This window comes from Lacrimispora algidixylanolytica (genome assembly GCF_003609635.1).
Taxonomy (GTDB): domain Bacteria; phylum Bacillota; class Clostridia; order Lachnospirales; family Lachnospiraceae; genus Lacrimispora; species Lacrimispora algidixylanolytica.
This window is the reverse complement of record NZ_MCIA01000035.1, coordinates 64,880-85,714: the sequence shown is the minus strand read 5'-3', so window position 1 is coordinate 85,714 and position 20,835 is coordinate 64,880. Positions and strand designations below refer to the sequence as shown.

The 20,835-nt window shown below is 41.4% G+C and carries 18 protein-coding genes and 1 other RNA gene; 1 reads left to right on the top strand and 18 read right to left on the bottom strand.

The genetic code is table 11. The annotated features are described in order from the left end of the window. Positions 1-46 precede the first annotated feature (46 nt). From BET01_RS20730 to BET01_RS20670, 13 genes are all read right to left on the bottom strand, one after another. Positions 47-1,708: a nucleoside kinase gene (locus BET01_RS20730; RefSeq protein ID WP_120198784.1), complete on the bottom strand. Its 1,662-nt coding sequence runs from the start codon at positions 1,706-1,708 to the stop codon at positions 47-49. Between the two features lie 11 nt (positions 1,709-1,719). Further along, the gene (locus BET01_RS20725; protein ID WP_120198783.1) at positions 1,720-2,517 is read right to left on the bottom strand and encodes a Nif3-like dinuclear metal center hexameric protein; all 798 of its coding nucleotides are present in this window, start codon (positions 2,515-2,517) and stop codon (positions 1,720-1,722) included. Further along, positions 2,504-3,205 carry a tRNA (adenine(22)-N(1))-methyltransferase gene (locus BET01_RS20720; RefSeq protein WP_120198782.1) on the bottom strand — a complete coding sequence of 234 codons (702 nt, stop codon included), beginning with the start codon at positions 3,203-3,205 and terminating at the stop codon, positions 2,504-2,506. Before BET01_RS20720 ends, BET01_RS20725 begins: the two co-directional genes overlap by 14 nt. A 21-nt stretch (positions 3,206-3,226) precedes the next feature. Next, complete coding sequence (rpoD, locus tag BET01_RS20715) at positions 3,227-4,432, bottom strand: RNA polymerase sigma factor RpoD (protein ID WP_330513328.1); 1,206 nt, start codon at positions 4,430-4,432, stop codon at positions 3,227-3,229. A gap of 39 nt (positions 4,433-4,471) precedes the next feature. Then, positions 4,472-6,244 (bottom strand): DNA primase, encoded by a 1,773-nt coding sequence (gene dnaG / locus BET01_RS20710; RefSeq protein WP_120198781.1) that lies wholly within the window; start codon positions 6,242-6,244, stop codon positions 4,472-4,474. A gap of 36 nt (positions 6,245-6,280) precedes the next feature. Beyond that, positions 6,281-7,291, bottom strand: a complete 1,011-nt coding sequence (locus BET01_RS20705) for a deoxyguanosinetriphosphate triphosphohydrolase (protein WP_120198780.1) — start codon at positions 7,289-7,291, stop codon at positions 6,281-6,283. Between the two features lie 89 nt (positions 7,292-7,380). Further along, positions 7,381-8,211: an AraC family transcriptional regulator gene (locus BET01_RS20700; protein ID WP_120198779.1), complete on the bottom strand. Its 831-nt coding sequence runs from the start codon at positions 8,209-8,211 to the stop codon at positions 7,381-7,383. 73 nt (positions 8,212-8,284) lie between these two features. Beyond that, a complete protein-coding gene (locus tag BET01_RS20695; RefSeq protein ID WP_120198778.1) occupies positions 8,285-9,988 on the bottom strand; it encodes a S8 family peptidase in 1,704 nt (567 codons plus the stop codon). A gap of 47 nt (positions 9,989-10,035) precedes the next feature. Next, entirely contained in the window at positions 10,036-12,312 is a 2,277-nt protein-coding gene (locus tag BET01_RS20690; protein WP_120198777.1) for a SpoIID/LytB domain-containing protein, read from the bottom strand. Positions 12,313-12,400: 88 nt separating this feature from the next. Beyond that, a non-coding RNA gene (gene ssrS / locus BET01_RS20685) (6S RNA) lies at positions 12,401-12,579 on the bottom strand. 75 nt (positions 12,580-12,654) lie between these two features. Further along, complete coding sequence (locus tag BET01_RS20680; protein ID WP_120198776.1) at positions 12,655-12,909, bottom strand: HPr family phosphocarrier protein; 255 nt, start codon at positions 12,907-12,909, stop codon at positions 12,655-12,657. Positions 12,910-13,104: 195 nt separating this feature from the next. Continuing rightward, positions 13,105-13,749, bottom strand: a complete 645-nt coding sequence (locus tag BET01_RS20675) for an HAD family hydrolase (RefSeq protein WP_120198775.1) — start codon at positions 13,747-13,749, stop codon at positions 13,105-13,107. A 13-nt stretch (positions 13,750-13,762) separates the two neighbouring features. Further along, on the bottom strand, positions 13,763-15,457 hold the full coding sequence (locus tag BET01_RS20670; RefSeq protein WP_120198907.1) for a phosphoenolpyruvate carboxykinase (ATP): 1,695 nt from the start codon (positions 15,455-15,457) through the stop codon (positions 13,763-13,765). Between the two features lie 144 nt (positions 15,458-15,601). Between BET01_RS20670 and BET01_RS20665 the strand changes: the two genes are divergently transcribed. Beyond that, positions 15,602-16,567 (top strand): pectinesterase family protein, encoded by a 966-nt coding sequence (locus BET01_RS20665; protein WP_120198774.1) that lies wholly within the window; start codon positions 15,602-15,604, stop codon positions 16,565-16,567. 45 nt (positions 16,568-16,612) lie between these two features. On the opposite strand, the gene BET01_RS20660 is transcribed toward BET01_RS20665, so the two are convergent. The 5 genes from BET01_RS20660 to leuC form a co-directional block, all read right to left on the bottom strand. Then, positions 16,613-17,077: a YhcH/YjgK/YiaL family protein gene (locus tag BET01_RS20660; RefSeq protein WP_120198773.1), complete on the bottom strand. Its 465-nt coding sequence runs from the start codon at positions 17,075-17,077 to the stop codon at positions 16,613-16,615. A gap of 103 nt (positions 17,078-17,180) precedes the next feature. Continuing rightward, positions 17,181-18,068: a cell wall hydrolase gene (locus BET01_RS20655; RefSeq protein ID WP_120198772.1), complete on the bottom strand. Its 888-nt coding sequence runs from the start codon at positions 18,066-18,068 to the stop codon at positions 17,181-17,183. Between the two features lie 308 nt (positions 18,069-18,376). Beyond that, on the bottom strand, positions 18,377-18,850 hold the full coding sequence (ybaK, locus tag BET01_RS20650) for a Cys-tRNA(Pro) deacylase (protein ID WP_120198771.1): 474 nt from the start codon (positions 18,848-18,850) through the stop codon (positions 18,377-18,379). Positions 18,851-18,984: 134 nt separating this feature from the next. Further along, complete coding sequence (gene leuD, locus BET01_RS20645) at positions 18,985-19,473, bottom strand: 3-isopropylmalate dehydratase small subunit (protein WP_120198770.1); 489 nt, start codon at positions 19,471-19,473, stop codon at positions 18,985-18,987. A 13-nt stretch (positions 19,474-19,486) separates the two neighbouring features. Continuing rightward, the gene (gene leuC / locus BET01_RS20640) at positions 19,487-20,752 is read right to left on the bottom strand and encodes a 3-isopropylmalate dehydratase large subunit (RefSeq protein WP_120198769.1); all 1,266 of its coding nucleotides are present in this window, start codon (positions 20,750-20,752) and stop codon (positions 19,487-19,489) included. Between the last annotated feature and the right edge of the window lie 83 nt (positions 20,753-20,835).

Here is a 20,835-nt window from a genome sequence, read left to right as displayed (position 1 = left end):
AACTACAATATTCTACCATAAAATATAACCTTTGTAAAGCATTACCTTAAACCCGGAAGCAACTTCCACCAATAAATTCCCTTATGATGGAATTGTGGGGAATATCTTCACTGTTGACTCCCAGAAAATAATCCAGGAATTTAAGAAGACGTTTGGCTTCCATATACTCTGGAGATTCTCTTGGAATCCCAAATAGTAAGGGTTCTGCAAACTGCTTAAGCACTGCCAACTCGTAAACCGTTGCAGAGTTAAACATCATATCAGCAGATTCTTGGAAGGGGAATATATAAGATTCCTCCCCATGCCTTACTGTGGGCCACATGCGGATCGTATCATGAGCAGAAGCACCTCTGGTTCTTGCATCTCGTACCATGCGCCGAATCAGGCGACAGTCCGTGGTAGGGATTCTGTTGTGTTCATCTACATTAAGCTGAGTCAGTGCACTGACATAGATCCTAAATTTACTATCCAAAGGCAAAGAATGGGATAGTTTATCATTGAGGCAGTGAATGCCTTCTATTACCAGAATGTCATCTTTTCCTAGCTTAAGGTAATCCCCACGGTACTCTCTCTCGCCTGTTTTAAACTGATATCTGGGTATCTCCACCGTTTCTCCAGCAAGGAGTGCCGACATATCCTTGTTAAATTGCTCCACGTCAAGACTTTCAAGTACTTCAAAATTATAGCTTCCATCTGGATTTTTCGGACTATTCACTCGATTCACAAAATAATTGTCTGCTGCAATTGGGTGGGGGATCATGCCTTGTGCCTTTAACTGTATTGACAAGCGATGAGAAAAACTTGTTTTTCCAGAGGAAGACGGGCCGGCGATCATGACGATCTTTTTACTCCGATCTGCGCCGATTTTAGCTGCGATTTCAGCGATCTTTTTCTCCTGCAAAGCTTCCTGAATGAGAATCATTTCATTGATTTTTCCTTCAGCAATCTTTTCATTCAATGCACCTACATGAGAAACATTAAGACATTCGCCCCATTTAACGCTTTCTTTTAATACCTGGAAAAGTTTTCTCTTTTTCTCCGGTTCAAATGTTGGAACCTCTTTTGGATCATCCTTTTGAGGTAGCATAAGCATAAAACCTTCATCAAATAGCACCAGATCAAAATACTTTATATAGCCAGTATTTTGAACCATGTATCCATAGTAATAATCTTCAAATCCACCTATGCTGTAAATATTGACTCTGGAAACCCGGCGATAGCGAAACAAACGCTCTTTATCATACATGCGGTGCTTATGAAACAGTTCAATGGCATCGTCTGTATTAACACTCCGCTTCATGATAGGGATTTCCTGGCTAACGTATTCCTGCATTCTGATCTTCACTCGATCAATCAAGCTCTGGGTGAGAACAATATCTCCGTGAGGCTCTATATAATATCCTTTCCCAAGGGAAAAATTCACAGTAACCTTATCTATCTTTTCAACACCTACGATATCGTAAAACGCTTTCATCATAAGAAAAATTGCGCTTCTGTGATACGTTTGAATTCCTGGCTGGTCGATTCCTGTAAAGAAGTTCAAATTACAGTCAAACTGAACTGTTTTATGAAGCTCTCTTAATTTACCATTTATACTGACTAATAAAATTTCATTCTCGTACTGCGGCTGAAATTCTCTTGCAACTTCCTGATAAGTCGTTCCTTTGGCATATTCTTTTGCCACTCCATTGATTGTTACAATTGCCATATGATACCTCCTTATACCAGTGTCTGAGGAAATACTACGTCTGCCTTTCGAATGGACAGCATCTCTTCTACTTCCTGCTTCAAATAATTCTCCATAAAATCAAGGAAAAGATATTCCAAACCATAATGTCCTGCATCAATGACTGCCAGATGATTGGCTGCCGCATCAATGCCACTATGATGGCCAATATCTCCAGTAATTAATACATCCACTCCCGAATCAAGAGCGTATTTAATTAAACTTTCCCCTGATCCTGGACTAATACCTATAAACTGCACGGATGCTCCAGGAGCATCCTCTCCATATATGGTAAGAAACGGAAGATCAAACCGCTCTTTTACCAGCTCGGCTAACTCCCGTATTGTCATTTTCTCTTTTAGATATCCGGTTTTACCAATGCCATAAGGAATTCCTTCTATCTCTCCTTCTGGCTGCAGGGCCTTTACCTGGGTAAGATCAAGCTTATCTGCGGCTGTATCTGCCATACACCCGGGTGCAGCATCAAAATTCGTGTGCATTGCATAGTAAGATATATCATTGCGCAAAAGCTTAAGAATACGTCTTCCAATAAAATCCGTATCATTGATTTTTTTTAGTGGCTTAAATATAAGGGGATGATGGGTGATGAGCATATCTACCCCCCATTTGACGGCTTCTTCTACTACTTCATCAGTGGCATCGAGAGCCAAATATACCTTTTTAATCTCCTTATCGCTTCTTCCTGCTAAAAGCCCTACATTATCCCAGTCACAGGCACAACCAACTGGTGCAAGCCGTTCCAGTATCTGTATCAGTTCATCGCATCGCATCTTGTGCCTCCTTATTCCAGGAAAGCTCTGTTTTAAGCTCTCTCATTCTTTTTTCTGCGGATTCAGTTTCTCCTTTAGAAAGTCCCTTTAGAATTTCTTCTAACTGAACTTCTTCATACTCTAAATACTCTGTCAATATAGGATCCTTTGATTCTAAGAGACTCTTTCCATAACGGTATGAGATTTCCCGTCCGACATCTGCACTTACACCTGGCGTCCTTACAGCTCTCATAACCACATAATATTTGCCATCTTCCTTTATCATAGTCTCCTGCTCAACGAAAAATGCCTGTTCCATAAGGAACCGGCGCATCTTATGAAGCTCAGATTGAGGAGATAGAACCCAGCTCGGAATATTATCCCATAACGCTCGGCCTTCCTCTAGAATATGTATCATCAACTCTCCGCCCATTCCGGCGATAACAACACAGTCTGCTTCATCTTTATTCAACTTTAAAAGTCCGTCGCTTAAACGGACTTCAATGACATCTGAAAGGCCAGCTTCGGCAATATGGGACTTAGCCCTCAAAAGAGGGCCTGTCCTCACATCCATAGCAATGGCATGCTTTGCCTTTCCTTCTTGTACTAAATGAATCGGAATATATCCATGGTCCGTTCCAATATCTACTACTTTACTTCCCTCTGGTACAAAAGAAGCAATGGTCTTCAATCGATTTGATAATTTCATACAAAAACTCCATCTTATGTCTTAATCGTCAAGATAATCCTTAAGCTTTTTGCTTCTGCTGGGATGGCGCAGTTTGCGAAGTGCTTTGGCTTCTATCTGTCTAATTCTCTCTCTAGTCACATTAAATTCTTTTCCTACCTCTTCCAAGGTTCTTGGACGGCCGTCATCAAGACCGAAACGAAGCTTTAATACCTTTTGCTCCCTTTCTGTCAAGGTGTCAAGTACCTCCATAAGCTGCTCATGAAGCATGGTAAATGTAGCTGCATCGGCAGGAACTGCTACCTGGTCATCCTGAATAAAATCTCCTAAATGACTGTCCTCTTCCTCACCAATAGGCGTCTCTAAAGAAACCGGCTCCTGAGATACTTTCATAATCTCTCTCACCCGCTCCACCTGCATATCAGCTCTTGCTGCAACTTCTTCGGGCACAGGTTCACGTCCAAGTTCCTGAAGAAGCTGTCTGGAAACTCGAACCAACCGGTTTATCGTTTCCACCATATGAACCGGAATTCTTATGGTACGCGCCTGATCGGCAATCGCCCTTGTAATGGCTTGTCTTATCCACCAGGTAGCATAGGTACTAAACTTATAACCTTTGCGGTAATCAAATTTCTCTACCGCCTTAATTAGTCCAAGATTACCTTCTTGAATCAGGTCAAGGAACTGCATCCCTCTTCCAACATAACGTTTCGCTATACTGACAACCAGTCTTAAATTGGCCTCGGTTAGGCTTTGCTTCGCATTGTCGTCCCCAAGTTCTATGTTTTTGGCAAGCTCGATTTCGTCTTCGCTGGAGAGAAGTGGCACTTTTCCGATTTCTTTTAAATACATACGAACCGGATCTTCAACACTGATGCCTTCAGGAACAGATAAGTCGATGGTCTCTAAGTCGATATCCTCTTCTTCTTCAATATCTTCTTCCACAAAAAGGTCTTCATCCAGTTCCAGATCCTCAGCCCCAATTTGAAGTACATCCACCTTATTCGACTCTAAAAAATCAAAGATCTGATCCAGCTTATCGGAATCCAGCTTATCGTCAGCAAAAAAATCCAAAATCTCCTGGTTTTCCAGTACATTTCGTTTTTTTCTTGCCAAGAGAAGAAGCTGGTTTAATTTCTCTTCAAATGCTGCCGATATTTCCTCGGCCTTTTTCTCTGCTATTTGTTCTTCTTCTGTCTTTCCTGATCCCACCATCGTATCTGCTGTCTTCTTCACATTTTCGTCCATGTTTTTCCATCCTTCCACAGCCTGCCTATAGTGTACACCCTAATCCAGCGAAATATGCAAGTCCTTTAAAGCAGCCTGTTCCTTAATAATTCTTTGCAGTTCTTCAATTCCTTCTGCATGACGGCTGGCGTTATCCAAACTATTCTTTTTCACTTTCATAATCGTTTCCGAAAACGCCTTTTTTTGTTCTTCATTATTCGGGGATTCTTTTAAGCTCGCATGAAAAAGACCTGCGACTGCCCGGTATTGATCATCATCATTAATGAAATGATTCAAAATCTCAGCCGGATTTAATGTTCCGGCAGCGTGTCCATCAAAAACCATCTGTGCCACTTTGTGATACAGTTCTTCTATAAAATCTTCCGGAGTAATAACTCCATGAATCTTATCAAATAGTATTGGATTCTCAATCAGCCAGGTAAGAAGCAGTCTCTGTGACTGTTTCACACCATCTTCCTTATCCTTTTTCTTCTGGTCTTTAAACCCTTTTTCTTCTTCCCGTTTGGAGGCTGGACTAACTGCCCCCAAAGTTGCACCAAGACGATTGACCAGACGCTTTAAATCTTCATAATTTATAAAAAATTCCCTAGAAACTGCTTCTAGATAATTCTCCCGCTCCAACGCTTCTGGGAATTCAAGCAATTTCCTGGATACCTGATTGTAAAATGCTGTCTTCTGTTCCGGATCGTCCATCTTATAATCCTTCTTTAACACATCAATTTCAAACAGAAAACTATTCCTTGCTTCCTTAATTCTCTCCTCGAATGCATCAGCTCCCAAATCCTTAATAAAATCATCAGGATCTTTGTAAGGCTGCATATTAAGCACACGTATAGACATTCCGACCTCTTTTAAAATCGGAATCGCCCGAAGCGCTGCCTTGATACCTGCCCCGTCATTGTCGTAGGTGAGGATTACTTTATCCGTATAACGTTTTAAGAGTTGAGCATGTTGAAGCGTAAACGCCGTTCCAAGGGAAGCTACCGCATTGGTAAATCCAGCCTGGTGTAGAGCAATCACATCGATATACCCTTCGCAGATTAATATGTATTTTTCCCTAGAAAGTCTGGCATAATTCAGTCCGTATAAATTTCGGCTCTTATCAAAAAGTTTTGTCTCTGGAGAGTTTAGATATTTCGGCTCACCAGTCCCCATCACTCGTCCACCGAATCCAATGACCCGGTTATTCACATCCATGATAGGAAACATGACCCGGTTCCAGAATTTATCATAAGTACCGCGCTCTTCTATGGTTACAAGGCCTGTCTGCTTTAAAATCGCATCATCATAGCCTTTCCCCTTTAAATAACGGTATAAATCATCGCTTGTCTTGTTGGAATATCCAAGGCCAAAACGGACAATGGTATCATCACTTAGCTGCCTGTCCCTTAGATACTTATAACCCAATTCCCCCTGAGGGTTCTTTAGCTGATAATAAAAATAGCTGGCCGCCAGCTTATTGATCTCCAAAAGTACCGCCCTTAAATCTTCCTGTGCCTTCGCTTCCTTACTATATTCCTGAACTGGAAGCTTGACTCCCGCCCGATCAGCCAAAATCTTTAACGCTTCGGAAAAGGAGTAGTTTTCATATTCCATAACAAACGTTATGGCATTGCCACCGGCACCGCAACCAAAGCAGTAATACATCTGTTTCGCAGGTGATACGGAAAAAGAAGGGGACTTTTCATTGTGAAAAGGACACAGTCCAAAGTAATTACTTCCTTTTTTCTGTAGTTTTACATATCCAGAAATGACATCAACGACGTCATTCTTCATTCGGACCTCTTCAATTGCATCCTCCGAATATCGCATGAAACCATCATCCTCCTTCCCTTATCTATAAATTCTCTAAATGGCCTTCCATGCTTTCGGAACAAACAGCTCTTCAAATTTGACGATAGAATAGCTGTCACTCATGCCGGCTATATAATCACAAACCGCCCGCTCTTTGCTCACGCCCTGTATTTCCATGAAATTCCGGTATTCTTCCGGTAGTTTATCTGGGTTATCCATATAGTACTGGAACAGCATAACGATAAGATGCTGGGCTTTTCCTTCTTCCGCCTTAGGTATCTCGTTTTTATAGACATTGTTAAACATCCAAATACGAAGGCCCTTCATCGCCTCTTCCATATGAGGTGACATGATAATCTTCTGCTTTTCAAAGCTGTTACCAATAATATCATGAATCAGATTATTAAGCCTTTCTCTTACGCTGTGTCCAAGAACTCCGGTAAAACATTCCGGTAAATCTTCTTCCACAAACATCTTGGCTCGAATCGCATCATCGATATCATGATTAATATAGGCAATCTTATCAGACAATCGTACAATACCACCTTCCAAAGTGGTTGGATTGCCGCTGGTACGATGATTTAAGATACCATCCTTCACTTCCCAAGTGAGATTAAGTCCCTTGCCATCTTTTTCTAAAAATTCCACAACCCTGACACTCTGTTTATAATGTTCAAACCCTTCCGAACAGATTTTGTTAAGAACAGTTTCTCCTGAATGTCCAAAAGGAGTATGCCCCAAATCATGTCCAAGCGCAATTGCTTCCGTCAGATCCTCGTTCATACGAAGTGACTTTGCTATGGTTCGGGCTATCTGTGACACCTCCAGAGTATGGGTCAGTCTTGTGCGGTAATGATCACCTTCCGGCGCCAGAAAAACCTGGGTTTTATGTTTTAATCTGCGAAATGCCTTACAGTGGATAATCCGGTCTCTATCTCTTTGATATGCAGTCCGGATATCGCAGGGATCTTCTATTCGCTCTCTGCCCCTTGAATTCTTACTTAAGGAGGCATAAGGGCTTAAGTATGCTTCTTCCCATTGTTCCGTGGATTCCCTGATATTCATTTAATCACATCCTTCGCCCAAAGTTATGGTACATTATATCATATTTTCTGTGATTTTAACACCCTATATTTAAATATTTGCAATTCCCGTCACCTGTTTATCACCGTATGCTTCCTATAAGTACTAGGAAGACAACCATACCTTTTTTTAAAGGCCTTGGAAAACGATCTGCTGTCTGGGAAACCATGATTCATTGCAATCTCACCAATCTCATGATCCGATCCCACCAGCTCTCTGACTGCGTATTTCACACGCAGATCAATCAGATAGGTACGATAATTGACCTGCGCATATTTCTGGAAAATTCGAGAGAGATAGGTAGAGCTGAAACCAAACCGCTCAGCAACCTCTTCTAGTTTTAAATCCTGATCATAATTGTCCCTCATATACTGGGTGACATCTGATAATTTATCAAGCTGTCTCTTTTGGCGAATCAATTCTTTATCCATCGTCTCTGTCTTAAATTCCGTCACCAATAGATGGAGAAGCTCGTAAAACTGACTTTTAACCTTTAAACTGCCGCCGTATTCCTGTTTTTCATAGATTGAAAACATGGATGTGACCAGCTCTGTTAGTCGTTGGTTTTGAATATCGTCCTTCTTTTCAAAATTCAGATACCCATCTTCACCCAAGTACTCTTTAAACGTATCTCCTGGTATCTGGAGTACTATGGTGACATTTGGTTCTGGACATTCAATGGAATGAACCTCATTGGAATTTACCAGAACAAAATCCTGTCTGGCAAGAGATAGGTGGCTGTTATTGATATAGAAATCAATTTTCCCTTCCTGCACCAAAAAGATTTCCACCGAATGATGCCAATGCTTTGTTACTTTATATTTCCCCTCCCTACCTTCAAAGATGAACAGCCGGAAAGGAAGGTCATCGTTAGGGATAACCAGTTCATATCTGCCTTCCATTAGATACCTCCCGAAAAAGAACTAATTTAATTATAAATCATTTTCGTTTAATTTCCAATGGTTTTAAGAGATGCTATATTGGCAGGCTGTCACTGACGCATAAAACTCCATATCCCAGCTCCGGGTTTGGGTATTGGGAGATTCCAGGAAGCTTTCTCGCCCCCCGTATTAAGTAGGCTTTTACCTTTTCCCCGAATAGAAATGGGTCTCTTCCATCCACGATCCCCCATTGCATCAGCAAAGCGGAGCTTCCCGTGACAAACGGAGTTGCAAAAGAGGTCCCCGTCACCGATTCATAGCCTCCTCCCGCTTTGGCGGCTATAATCCCAACCCCTGGTGCTGCCAGATCCGGCTTGACCTGATTGGTTCTCCTGGTATATCCTCTTCCTGAAAAATCAGCATAGGACTGATACGTATCATCATAAGCACCTACGGAGATTACCTTATTAGCCGTGGACGGGATAGTGAGGGTGGTCTCTGGTGATGCTCTTAAAAACCGGGTTGATTCATTAAGCACCCCGGCTGATGGAAGCCACAGATCATATTTTCCCTCTACAATTTGTCTTGGTGTCAGCCGAAACTTCCAGATGCCACTATCTATATAAGTATCCAGAGGCAGAAAATCCAGGTATATCTCCTGCGCAACACTGTAAGGTCCAGGTTTTCCATAGTATAAAAGAATCTGAGTATTTCGGTAATTAATGGTCTGAGGCCCAAGACTGCTGCTGATCGGACCGATCACTTCTCCTGAAGGAGTAATGATGCTGATGTCAAATATATCTGCATAGGATTTCCAGAGTTGAACGCTGAAGCTTTGCTGATATGCGCCCACGCTCAACTCTACCTCCTCTGGATTTGCCATGGTAAGAACTCCTGATATGTGGCCACCAGCAACTCCTTCATTGCCCGTGCCTACTACAATTACGGTACGTCCGTAATTGGAGATATCATCAAGAAAGGTTTCCAAAAGACTGGTTCCGTCGTGAGAACCATATGTATTCCCAAAGCTTAAATTGATTGCCACAGGCATCTGTCTATCCACGGCTTCCTTTACCACAAAATTCACAGCCTTCATAAGCTCCGTGGTTCTTGGAAACCCACCTTCCTGGGGAACTCCAAGCTTTACAACAAGCAAAGGACTTTCATAGGCGATTCCCCGGTATTGACCTCTATTTTCTCTTCCATTGCCGGCTGCAATAGAAGCCACTGCTGTGCCATGACCGCTGATGTCTACCGAAGGCACAAGAGCTCTTGCTTCTTGGCGAGTTCCAGTTGCCAAGGCCGCATCAATTTCTTCTTTTGTAAATACACGGTCCAGAGTCTGGTCCCAAAGTTTCAGGATTCTTGTGGTACCATCTGGATTTCGAAAATCATCGTGGTAATAGTCAATTCCGGAATCTATGATAGCCACCAAAACACCCCGACCATCTAAATTGTTGCTTCCCTGCTGGACCAAATTGACACAAGAGGCCGATTTTGCTTGATTAATAGCAAAAAACAGCCTCTTTGGTTTTTCCACGTATTCAATTTGTGGTAATTCGCTTAATCGGTCAATCAGGGATTCAGGAACCGTTAATATGGCATATTCATTCACCATCTGCTCCACTCTGATCCCCAGAACAGACAATTCACTGATATCTCCCGAGTGCTTTACAATCACATCCCAGGATTCTTCCTCAGGATTATATCCTACATTTAAATTTCCTGATTTTGCCCGTTCCTCAGGAGTGGCACTAAGAGCAAGGTTTAACAGGTTTTCCAATTTCTGATCTTGCATATGAGAATCCTGTGCTTTTTTAATATCCTACGCAGAAAAAGTCATTCTCATGACTTTGTATGATCTACTTCCTGAACTTCAACTCCATTATAGAAAAATTTCAAGATATCTTCAAAGCTTTTTCCCTCTTTTGCCATAGCCTGAGCCCCGTTTTGACTCATACCCACTCCATGACCAAAGCCGCCGCCATAAATATGGAATGTAGTAACATTCTTATCATCCACACCTTGATTGACAATTGCAATATAAGCACTTGGAAGAGAATCAAAGTTTTTCATGACATTACCATCTTTTTTGGTTAAAACCATGTACTTATTTCCCATCTTGGCTCTCACCTGGCCTTCCCCATTGATGGTCATGACACCGTCTGAGCCTTCCACACGGATCTTTTTAGCGATTCCACCTACGCCTCTTTCAATCACCGTAATATTTAAGATAGAGCCGACTTCTGTGATTTCTTCTTCTAACTGTCGGTTTGTCACCGAAGTTTCCCAACGATACATTGGGAAGGTAGAATCATAGGAAGGATAATCTTTATTTTTAATAAATGTCTCAAAATCGGAATTGGTGGATAAATTTAAAATCCCCTTGTTATCCTGCATTAACGTTCCATCTAGATAAGGGTACTGGGCGGGATTTCCTCCCCATATGCTTCCATCTGTGGTATGTCCGCTTGAGGTAGAAAAATAAAATGCTTCTATAGGAGTTTCTTGGTAAAACAATAGCTTCCCATAGGTCTCACGTACCGCTTCCTGTGTCTTCGCCGCCGTAGGCAGATTATTATACACCTGGAATCTGGTGCTATCGTCTACATGAGCTCCATATTTGCTATAGGTATTACTTTGAATCTGCCGATAGGCATACGTCCTGGCACAGACTGCCTGGGCTTTTAAAGCTTCCTTTTCATAGCTGTCTGGCATCTCACTGGGAACCACCTTTGCCAGATAATCCTCTAAATAGATCTCATTAATCAGGAGCAGGCCATCTCCTTCCTTTCGGATCTCAATGGTTCCGCCATAGGAAGGCGTCCCGTAAGATCTGGAAATGGAATTAACGGATACTGCATCCCCTTTTTCCAAAGGTGAGACGACAATTCTACCGTCCTTTAGTCTTTCGTCAGATGTGTCGATCACAACCTCTGCTTTGGCAGGGATCTCAACTTTTTCTTCTCCATAGGTAAGCGTCAATCCACTGGCGGCAGATAAGGTTACAGAGGAATGAAAAACAGACTGGAAGTTAGTGTTCATCAAAAGAACCCGGATACTCTTTGCATCGAACTCTCGAACCAGAAGGGCCGCACAAATTTTACCTTGAGCCACCACAAAGTCCTGAATATCATATCCTACTAAAATATCAGAAATAGCTTTTTCCTCAAACTGGCCGTATAAACGATAAACCTTCATATCCTTATCCAGTTTCAGACTTCCATATCCCTCAATTTCAATTGAGTCCTCTTTTACGGCAAGAACCTTACCGGAAATTCTTTTCTTTTTCAGCGTGACCTTTTGAAGATTGCCTTTTTTCAAGGTAATGTCAGCTACATTATTAGCAAAATTATCCGCCTGCCCCAAGGATGCCTCTAATGGAAAACTGCGTTCCACTAAACCCAAGTGCACAATAAAATTCTTGCCTTCCCCGGTGGTCAACCACACATTCTTATAAGTAACCGTATCTGTTACAGCTTCCTTCATTGCAATAATTTCATTACCTCTTACTAAAATTTTAAGTTCCCAATCTATGTACGAATCCAAGCTAATTCCTTCAAACTGATAATTTCCCTGACTGGTATATGCAGTCCATGGAAGTGCATCATTTACATTGGTGGGGGTTCCATATAAAAGTACATTAAGTTCTTTTATCTTCCCTTCTCCGTCCAGAGATTTCCTAAGCTGTTCATATAGGTTCCACCAATCATCTGCTGAAATTTGCTTATTTCCTTTTTTCTTTCCCACATGAAAGGTTTTTCCGGAACCAGGAACCAGTGCCTCTGCCAATTCTTCTGCCTCTTTATACGTTAAAAGGCCTTCTGCTGTTTCCTTTTTTGCAGGCACTTCATCGGTATTTAAGTAGTTTCCTGCATAAAGATAACTCATATATTTTACATACCAGTTACTCTTTTCCGCTCCTGAAAAATATTCCTGCTTTTGATCTGTCAAAGCCTTCTCACAGCTTTCCCTATCCGTCAGAAGAAGTGCGGCTGACTTATAAGCAAGTCCTCTCGATATTCCTCCTGGCTCGGGTTCATTTACCAGAATAATCACTATGAGCAACAAAACCAAAAGAGGAATTCCCACAACAAATCCATAAAATGTCTTTTTATTCATGCGCTCCTCTTAACTATTTTTATTTTTCTATACTTTAACATACTTTTAAAAAAAGTTAAAGCAGCGATTGCTCGCTGCTTTTTTCTTTAGTAACCCCAAAATGCCGGTTCTTACTTATTGACGCCTAGCTTTGCTAGGTGGGCAACCTCACTCTGGTTTCTGCCTTCCACTGCTAAGGAGGCTTGACATCCACTAGAAGATATTGGAATCCCATGAGTCATAATGTAGGTTCAAAAAAGGTAAGATTGTCGTACATTCCAGGAATTACATTCATCGTGTTTCTATGGCATTAGTATACACCACTTTGATCTGATTTTCAAGTTCCTTTTCCTGTCAGTTTTTTTAACATTTGCCGCCTATTAGCCTGCCATGTTCCACGTACAGTTCCAGATGCTTTAAAAGAGAATCACAGGAATCTTCCTGGACCATTAACTCCACGCCTTCTACCGTTGCCATAGAAAGTACGGACAGCAGCGATTTGGCATTTACAATGCTATCACCGCAAACAAGCAAAATCCGTTCTTTAAACTTTCCAGCAATTGTAACAAAATCCAGGATGGATTCAACCCCCCAAAAACCGATTTCCATCTTTCTCATCCTAAGTATTCCTCCTGATTACAATACGTTAAAATTCAAAGCTTGTATACAATATATTATTTTTAAAAAACGTGACCAAACTCTTTAAAAATTAAGGTTGATGATATTTTATCTACAATTAAATCATATCAATCTGTCCTCTTACCACACCGCGGGAAAGTACTTTTTCCCATGTTAGAGACCTAGTATAGCACACTATAAAAGATTCTGCAAACCAAAAATTGTTTCGACAATTTGTCCAGCTCCGGCTTCCTCTAATTCCTGTCTGCTTCCATAACCATACAATACTCCCACAGAGTCTATGGAAACCTCTTTAGCTCCCAGGATATCATGTTTTCTGTCACCGATCATAACCATACTGGAACGATCGGTGAGTCCGCATTCGTTCATAACATAACGGATAACATCTGCCTTATTATCCCTGGTTCCATGAAGGTCAGCTCCGCCCATAAAGGTAAAATAAGAATCAAGTTCAAAGTGCTCTAGAATTTTCCGAACAAATATTTCAGGCTTTGATGATGCCACATAAAGCTTCTTTCCTTGTTTCACAAAAGATTTTAGAATTTCCTCTGCTCCATCGTACACTTTATTGTCAAACATTCCTTTTTCCCTGAAATACTCCCGGTAAAAGAGCACCGCCTTTTTTGCATCCTCTTCTGAAAAGTTGTAAAACTCCATAAAGCTATCTTTTAAAGGCGGACCGATGAAGACGCAAAGGTCATCCCGGTTCTCTACTTTAACGCCAAAGGCATTCAGTGCATACTGAACCGATTTTGTAATTCCCTCTTTCGGGTCAGTCAGTGTACCATCTAAATCAAACAACAGATGCTTTTTACTCACGTCTTCTCTCCCATTACATTCCAAGTTCGTCTACTACTTTTTGTATCGCCTTAAGTGCGTCCTCTGGAAGTCTGTCATATCCTTCTTTCAGCACTGCAGTATTGGCAACAAATTTTAGGCGTTCTTCCATTCTGGATTTTAACTGAGATCTGTAATCCTCATCATTAATATCTGGCACAAAACCTTCCCAGTCAAAGATCTGGATATCAGACAGCGGTCCCCATTGATGGAAAGAAGCTTTGCCATCAAGAATCGCTTCCATGATTCCCAAGGTATCTTGAGGTTTCACTTTCTTACCCATAAAATCTCCAGTATTAATGATATAGCAATCCACGTTCTTTTCTTCTACCAATTTTTTAAATTTGGCATAATCATTTGCTAATGGATATGTTCGAAACGGATTGGCATAAGGAACTACCACCAGCGCATTGGGATCGATTCCAGGCGCCAGGCGTTCTGCGGTAGACCTCTTTGTTGCAAGTGTGGCTCCCATAACGGAAGCTAGAGAAGCACCATTTAATTTAACGACTGGCGGTATGGTTGGATCTTTCATAATCCAAAAGATAGCGTTTACTGGCTCCGCAATCTTGTCCACACGATTGGGTGACCAAAGTCTTGATTTAATGGCACGTCCGTTACCGTTCCTGATATCTTCCGTGACAAGCTGAATCTTCCCGTTCATATCAAGAGTACAGCCGCAGTTTTGTACAGTAAGAAGGTATTTGTTATCTTCGCATCCTGCCGGATAATCCTGAGTTTTATCAAAATAGGTAGGCTCAAGGGCCACGGACACACAGGTGTCTGTATTGATAATAAATGCATCGTCGTGAAGCACTGTAACTTCATATTTCCCGTCATGCTTTGCATGGGTAAGTGTAGATTTCCCGGAACCTGACAGTCCAAAAACAGAAGCAACGTATTTGCTACCATCTTTTAGGGTATATTTTTTCTGGCCTCCATGACAGGATGCATAACCATTCCGGTTTGCAAGAGCCCATGCCATCGTAAGAGTTCCCTTTTTATGCTCCCCAAAATACCTCATACCAAGAATTGCCGCACAGTTGTGGTCTGTATTAAAGTAACATAGACATTTAGGATCACTTAAGCAGGATAAATCAATGCCCGCCCGGTCTAAGCCACTCCACTGTGGATCAGAAAAAAGATAGATATCTGGCTCATTGCCATTGCCAACCGGCCTGGAGGAACGATACATCCTTACATATTCATCGGACATGTACTGGAAGTTCAACATCCAGTTATACATGATATTTTCTTCACCCTTTGGAATCAAAAGATGTGCCTTAACCATAAACTCTGGATCAAGGCCAACAAAAACTTCTGCATGGTAAAGAGTCTTCCAACGTGTTTCATAAACTGCATCCATTAAGATTTTATCAAGAGCGCTGCAATCTACGGCAGGCTCATTGGCGATTTTTCTAGCTGTGGAGTACCTTCCGGTAACTGCTCCGTCATTAAAAAGAAGAACCTTTGCATCCTTATCCAGTCCAAATTCCTGTCCCCGATAAATTGGGATGTCTGTAACGATGGTCCCAGGAGATTTTTTTGCCAATTCATACGCTTCTTTCAACGTCTGGATTTTTATTACGTTATTTCCATAAAACGGGGTTTCTATAATAGACCGGGTGGGTGAAAAACCCGGTTTATCCTTTCTGATTTCCTCCGCTGAATAATTTGCCTTTGATGACACTGAAATTCCTCCCTGAGTAAAATTTTCCCCCATTATCTCATTAGCCTCTCGCAAAGTCAATGATTACTCTTGCAAAAACACCCCAAATTGGGTATATTTAGTGTATGTTTTGCATTTTGTACACAAAAGGAAAGAAGGTTTGATATGATTCATATTGCGCAGGATGGCTCCGGGGATTTTAAAAGCATCATGGAAGCCCTCAATTCATTACCGGAAGATAATACATCCGAACAGATTTTATTGATCCACAAAGGCTTTTACGAAGAACAGATTACGGTTACCGTTCCCCATGTAACATTTCAAGGTGAGGATCCCGAAACAACTGTCCTCTCCTATGGTCTTTACGCAAAAATGAGTATGGAAGATGGGATGCCACGAGGAACATTTCGTACCTATTCCTGTATCATCGATACCCATGATTTTACTGCCAGAAACATCACTTTTGAAAATAGTGCTGGAAAAGGTACTGAGGTTGGACAGGCTCTTGCACTCTATGCAGACGGTGACCGCCTTGTTTTTGAAAACTGTCGTCTCTTAGGAAATCAGGATACTCTATTTACCGGTCCTCTTCCTCCAAAGGAAATAGAAGTCAATGGATTTATTGGACCCAAACAACATTCCCCTAGAATAAACGGACGTCATTATTACAAGAATTGCTATATCGAAGGAGATGTTGATTTTATCTTTGGAAGTGCGACTGCCTATTTTGAAGGATGCACTTTCTTCTCAAAACACACAGGAAAGGAAATCAGCAGTTATGTGACCGCTGCTTCCACACCAGAAGGACAGGAATATGGATATGTCATGACAGACTGTCGTTTTGAGAGCAATTGCCCTCCAAACAATGCTTACCTTGGCCGCCCATGGAGAGAATATGCCAAAACAGTTCTCATCAACTGTTTTATGGATGATCATATCTGTAAAGAGGGATGGCACGACTGGAACAAAGAGGCAGCACATGTGCATACCTTCTACGCTGAATACGGTAGTTATGGTCCTGGAGCAGTTATGGAGCAACGTCCGGACTGGATTTGCCGCCTCAAGGAAGAAGATCTTAAAACCTATTCAAAAGATGCCGTTTTATGCGGCACAGACAACTGGAGACCATAAAAACAGGGGATTCGTCCGCAGCATCGGAACGAATCCCCTTATCTATTAGTTTTCTTTGATCTTGACAATAACTTTTTTAATTGGTGCCGGTTGTCCGGCAGAGGCCTTAGGCTTATGGCCATCCCAAGGATTAAAAATCATATATTCTCCAGCCTTTACAATAACCTTTAAGCCCGGATTTTCATTGTCGTAAAATACAACATCTTTTTCTTCGTTATATGGTACCTTAACATTCAGTTCATCGATCGGAGCATATGTCATGGTCTCAGTACCGGATATCATGTATTGAATATCAGAATAATCACGGTGTGTTTCATATTTTGCGTCTTCCCAAGGAATCGTTGTATATTCCACTACGTTAGCAAAAACATTCTTACCATCTATTTCATATTTACCTGGCGCCAGGTTCTCTAAATCGGTGTTTTTAAGAAAATCCACTGCTTTTGTGTATCTTCCTTCCACCCCAAGGTTTTTGTAAAAATCAAGGTTCTTTGCTGAGTCAAAAATCATAGTCGTACTCTCCTTTAGTGTATTATATCATTTGACAGCAGTCCTCTGTGGGAACCTGCAGATAGATATAGTATACACCCAAAGCAGAATATATCACAATGCTTTATTTAAAAAATTCATGGTTTCCATGCTGGAATAAATAAGTCAGCCTGGAATCAAACCAGCGGATTGCACCGCTTCTTGAACCTCTACGGTTCATAAAATATAATGCCCCATCAGAATAATCTTCTCCAGACAGTGCGCGATCGACGCACCCTTGGGTATTCTCTGTGACCTTCACAGTATTAATACTTCCATTTGATACAGGCGAAAACTGGGAAGGAGAATAGACGACTCCTCTCACCGTATCTGGGAATTTTCCACTTTTAATACGATTTAAAATTACATTTGCTACAAGAATTTTACCCTTATCATCACATACTCCTGCTTCTGCCTGAACGATTTTAAGCAATACTTGATAATCGTCCTGACTGACAGACGTTGAATTGGCTGCCTTTTCTTCTTCGGCCTTTCTGGCGGCTTCCTCTACTGCTTTTCTTTCTTCTTCTGCTGCTTTAGCTGCTTCTTCCGCTTGCCGTTTTGCCTCATTGTCCATAGCGATCTGGGTATTGATAAGCTTTATCTGGGCCAGGGAGTCTTTTTCAAGCTCCTGTTTTTCAATGACCTGTTTAACCAGTCGATTACCGGCTAACTGCTGTGCCTGTATTCGGGCTTCGGTAAGCGTAATTTGTACATTTGCTTTAGCAACTGTTTCCTCGTCTTCAACATGTTCTTCTTCAGCAACATCTTTTGATGCCGGCGTTTCTGCAAACGCGGTTAAAGCATTCCTGCCACCGCTGCCAAATCCTGCTGAGGTAAACGCTACTACAGTAATCACTGCAGCTCCCGTCATAAATACTGCGGAAGAACGATACATCCTCTTTGTGACCTTAATGGCCATCCCTCTGAAGAATTGACAAACCTGCTGAAGCATAGAGCGTAGTGTAAGCATACATACTCCTCTTTTCTTCTCTCACTTGCCTTGGCTGTGAATACATTCCACAACCGTTTCTAGGTGACAGCCGTAATTATAGAAGAAGCATGTTAAAAAAGTCAATGGGGATTTAACATTTTTGTGATATTTTAACTTTTGGCTTTTACTTTGATTTTACACTTTGGGCTATTTGCACTAATTTATATTGGTTTTACGTGGCTTTTTTATGTTATTATTCCATTAAAATTTTACAATAGTGTTACATTTATGTTAATAATTCTTTTTTCCAGCGAAAGCCAGTCCGGTGGTTTTTTGTTTTATGTAAACTAATTATGGGTAAGAAGAGCAAATTGACCCCGAATAAATGCGGCCAGACTCTGAGGAGAGATTAAAATTTGCTGTCCTCTGACCCCTCCGCTTACTGCGATTAGTGGATATTCCTGGGCAGATTCGTCAATAAATGTCGGAAAAGGCTTCTTCATACCGATCGGTGAACAACCTCCACGAATATAGCCTGTAATTGGCTGTAGATCTTTCATAGGAATCATTTCCACCTTTTTATCTCCAGCGGCTTTTGCTACTTTTTTTAGATCCAGTTCTCCATCGACTGGAATACAACAGACCAGATATCCTGTTTTTTCTCCTTTTAATACAAGAGTCTTCAAAATACTACCATGATCTATCCCCATCAAGTCTGCTACATGGCTCCCTGAGAGATCATTTTCATCTACTTCATACTCTTTTGTGCTGTAAGAGATTCCTACCTTGTCTAACATGCGCATTGCATTTGTCTTTACCATTGAATTCCACTCCCTGTATTTTTTTCTAATTATAATACGCTTTTATCATAATTTCAATGTTCCATAAGGAAAGGCCCGTAATTGTCAAATACAACATTTGACAATTACGGGCCCTTTTTCCATGGAAAATAACCTTATTTCTTCTTATTAATATAGGGAAACAATCCACCTGCGGAAATAATTTCCTGCATAAAAGGAGGAAAAGCTTCTCCCTGATAGGATTCTCCTGTCGATTTATTGGTTATGATACCGGTGTCGAAATTAACCGAAACCTTATCTCCTGCCTCAATGGCTTTCGCAGCCTCAGAACATTCTATAATAGGAAGACCGATATTAATTGCATTCCGATAGAAAATCCTTGCAAAGGTTTCAGCAATGACACAACTTACTCCGGCACATTTAATCACCAAAGGCGCATGCTCCCTGGAAGAACCACAACCAAAGTTTTTATTGGCAACAATAATATCTCCTTGTTTCACATTGGATATAAAATCCTTGTCAATGTCTTCCATGCAATGCTTTGCCAATTCATTCCCATCTGTAATATTTAAATACCTTGCTGGAATAATTACATCCGTGTCTACGTTGTCCCCATATTTAAAAACAGATCCATTTGCATTCATGTTATGCTTCCTCCTATAATCCCAATTCGGCCGGTGCTGATATATGACCGGTAACTGCACTGGCGGCTGCTACTGCCGGACTTGCCAAATATACTTCTGACTCCACATGGCCCATACGTCCCACAAAGTTCCGATTGGTGGTAGAGATGCAACGCTCTCCCTTTGCAAGAATGCCCATATGGCCTCCAAGACAAGGACCACAGGTTGGGGTGCTGACGATAGCTCCAGCTTCAATGAAGATTTCCAAAAGACCTTCTCTCATGGATTGTAAATAAATTTCCTGGGTTGCAGGAATCACAATACAACGTACATTTTTTGCAACTTTTTTACCCTTTAACACAGCAGCGGCAATACGCATATCATCAAGTCGACCATTGGTACAGGACCCAATGACCGCCTGATCCACCTTAATCTCATCAAACGTACCGATGGTTCTGGTATTTTCAGGAAGATGAGGGAATGAGATGGTTGGTTCCAGCTTACCTAAGTCAATTGTGTAAGTCTTCTCGTATTCCGCATCATCGTCTGCATCAAATATATTAAACTCACGTTTGGAGTGATCCTTCATGTACTGAATGGCTAAATCATCTACTGGAAAAATTCCATTTTTTCCACCGGCTTCAATCGCCATATTGCAAATGGTGAAGCGATCATCCATAGTTAAATTCTTAATTCCTTCTCCAGTAAATTCCATGGATTTATAAAGAGCACCATCCACGCCAATCATTCCAATAATATGCAAAATCACATCTTTTCCACTGACCCACTTTGAGGGTTTTCCTAAAAGATGGAATTTAATAGCAGAAGGCACTTTAAACCAGGCTTTGCCAGTTACCATACCAGCCGCCATATCCGTACTGCCCACTCCTGTGGAAAAAGCTCCCAACGCGCCATAGGTACAAGTATGGGAATCCGCTCCGATCACTGCATCTCCAGCAACTACCAATCCTTTTTCAGGAAGAAGTGCATGTTCAATTCCCATTTCTCCAACATCAAAATAATTGGAAATTTCATGTTTAGCCGCAAAATCACGACAGCATTTACAGTTCTCCGCAGACTTTATATCTTTATTCGGTGCAAAATGATCCATAACCAGGGCAATTTTGTCTTTATTGAAAATTGTTTCCTTGCTAAATTTCTCCATCTCTTTTATAGCAACTGGCGCTGTGATATCGTTTCCCAATACCAGATCCAAATCAGCTTCAATTAACTGTCCAGCTCTAACTTCATCAAGCCCCGCATGAGCTGCCAAAATTTTCTGGGTCATCGTCATTCCCATAGTCTGCTTCCTCCTGTTGGTCCTTTTTCATAAAGAACCTCTATCATTTTACTGCTTTACATTCTAGCATACTTATTGATATA

Excerpts from the sequence above, each read along its gene's own strand:
- BET01_RS20730 (WP_120198784.1), bottom strand. The coding sequence starts at position 1,708 with ATGGCAATTGTAACAATCAATGGAGTGGCAAAAGAATATGCCAAAGGA.
- BET01_RS20665 (WP_120198774.1), top strand. The coding sequence starts at position 15,602 with ATGATTCATATTGCGCAGGATGGCTCCGGGGATTTTAAAAGCATCATG.
- dnaG (WP_120198781.1), bottom strand. The coding sequence starts at position 6,244 with ATGCGATATTCGGAGGATGCAATTGAAGAGGTCCGAATGAAGAATGAC.
- BET01_RS20705 (WP_120198780.1), bottom strand. The coding sequence starts at position 7,291 with ATGAATATCAGGGAATCCACGGAACAATGGGAAGAAGCATACTTAAGC.
- BET01_RS20680 (WP_120198776.1), bottom strand. The coding sequence starts at position 12,909 with ATGAGAAAGATGGAAATCGGTTTTTGGGGGGTTGAATCCATCCTGGAT.
- leuD (WP_120198770.1), bottom strand. The coding sequence starts at position 19,473 with ATGAATGCAAATGGATCTGTTTTTAAATATGGGGACAACGTAGACACG.
- leuC (WP_120198769.1), bottom strand. The coding sequence starts at position 20,752 with ATGGGAATGACGATGACCCAGAAAATTTTGGCAGCTCATGCGGGGCTT.
- BET01_RS20660 (WP_120198773.1), bottom strand. The coding sequence starts at position 17,077 with ATGATTTTTGACTCAGCAAAGAACCTTGATTTTTACAAAAACCTTGGG.
- rpoD (WP_330513328.1), bottom strand. The coding sequence starts at position 4,432 with ATGGACGAAAATGTGAAGAAGACAGCAGATACGATGGTGGGATCAGGA.
- BET01_RS20690 (WP_120198777.1), bottom strand. The coding sequence starts at position 12,312 with ATGAATAAAAAGACATTTTATGGATTTGTTGTGGGAATTCCTCTTTTG.
- BET01_RS20695 (WP_120198778.1), bottom strand. The coding sequence starts at position 9,988 with ATGCAAGATCAGAAATTGGAAAACCTGTTAAACCTTGCTCTTAGTGCC.
- BET01_RS20720 (WP_120198782.1), bottom strand. The coding sequence starts at position 3,205 with ATGAAATTATCAAATCGATTGAAGACCATTGCTTCTTTTGTACCAGAG.
- BET01_RS20655 (WP_120198772.1), bottom strand. The coding sequence starts at position 18,068 with ATGCTTACACTACGCTCTATGCTTCAGCAGGTTTGTCAATTCTTCAGA.
- BET01_RS20725 (WP_120198783.1), bottom strand. The coding sequence starts at position 2,517 with ATGCGATGCGATGAACTGATACAGATACTGGAACGGCTTGCACCAGTT.
- BET01_RS20700 (WP_120198779.1), bottom strand. The coding sequence starts at position 8,211 with ATGGAAGGCAGATATGAACTGGTTATCCCTAACGATGACCTTCCTTTC.
- ybaK (WP_120198771.1), bottom strand. The coding sequence starts at position 18,850 with ATGGTAAAGACAAATGCAATGCGCATGTTAGACAAGGTAGGAATCTCT.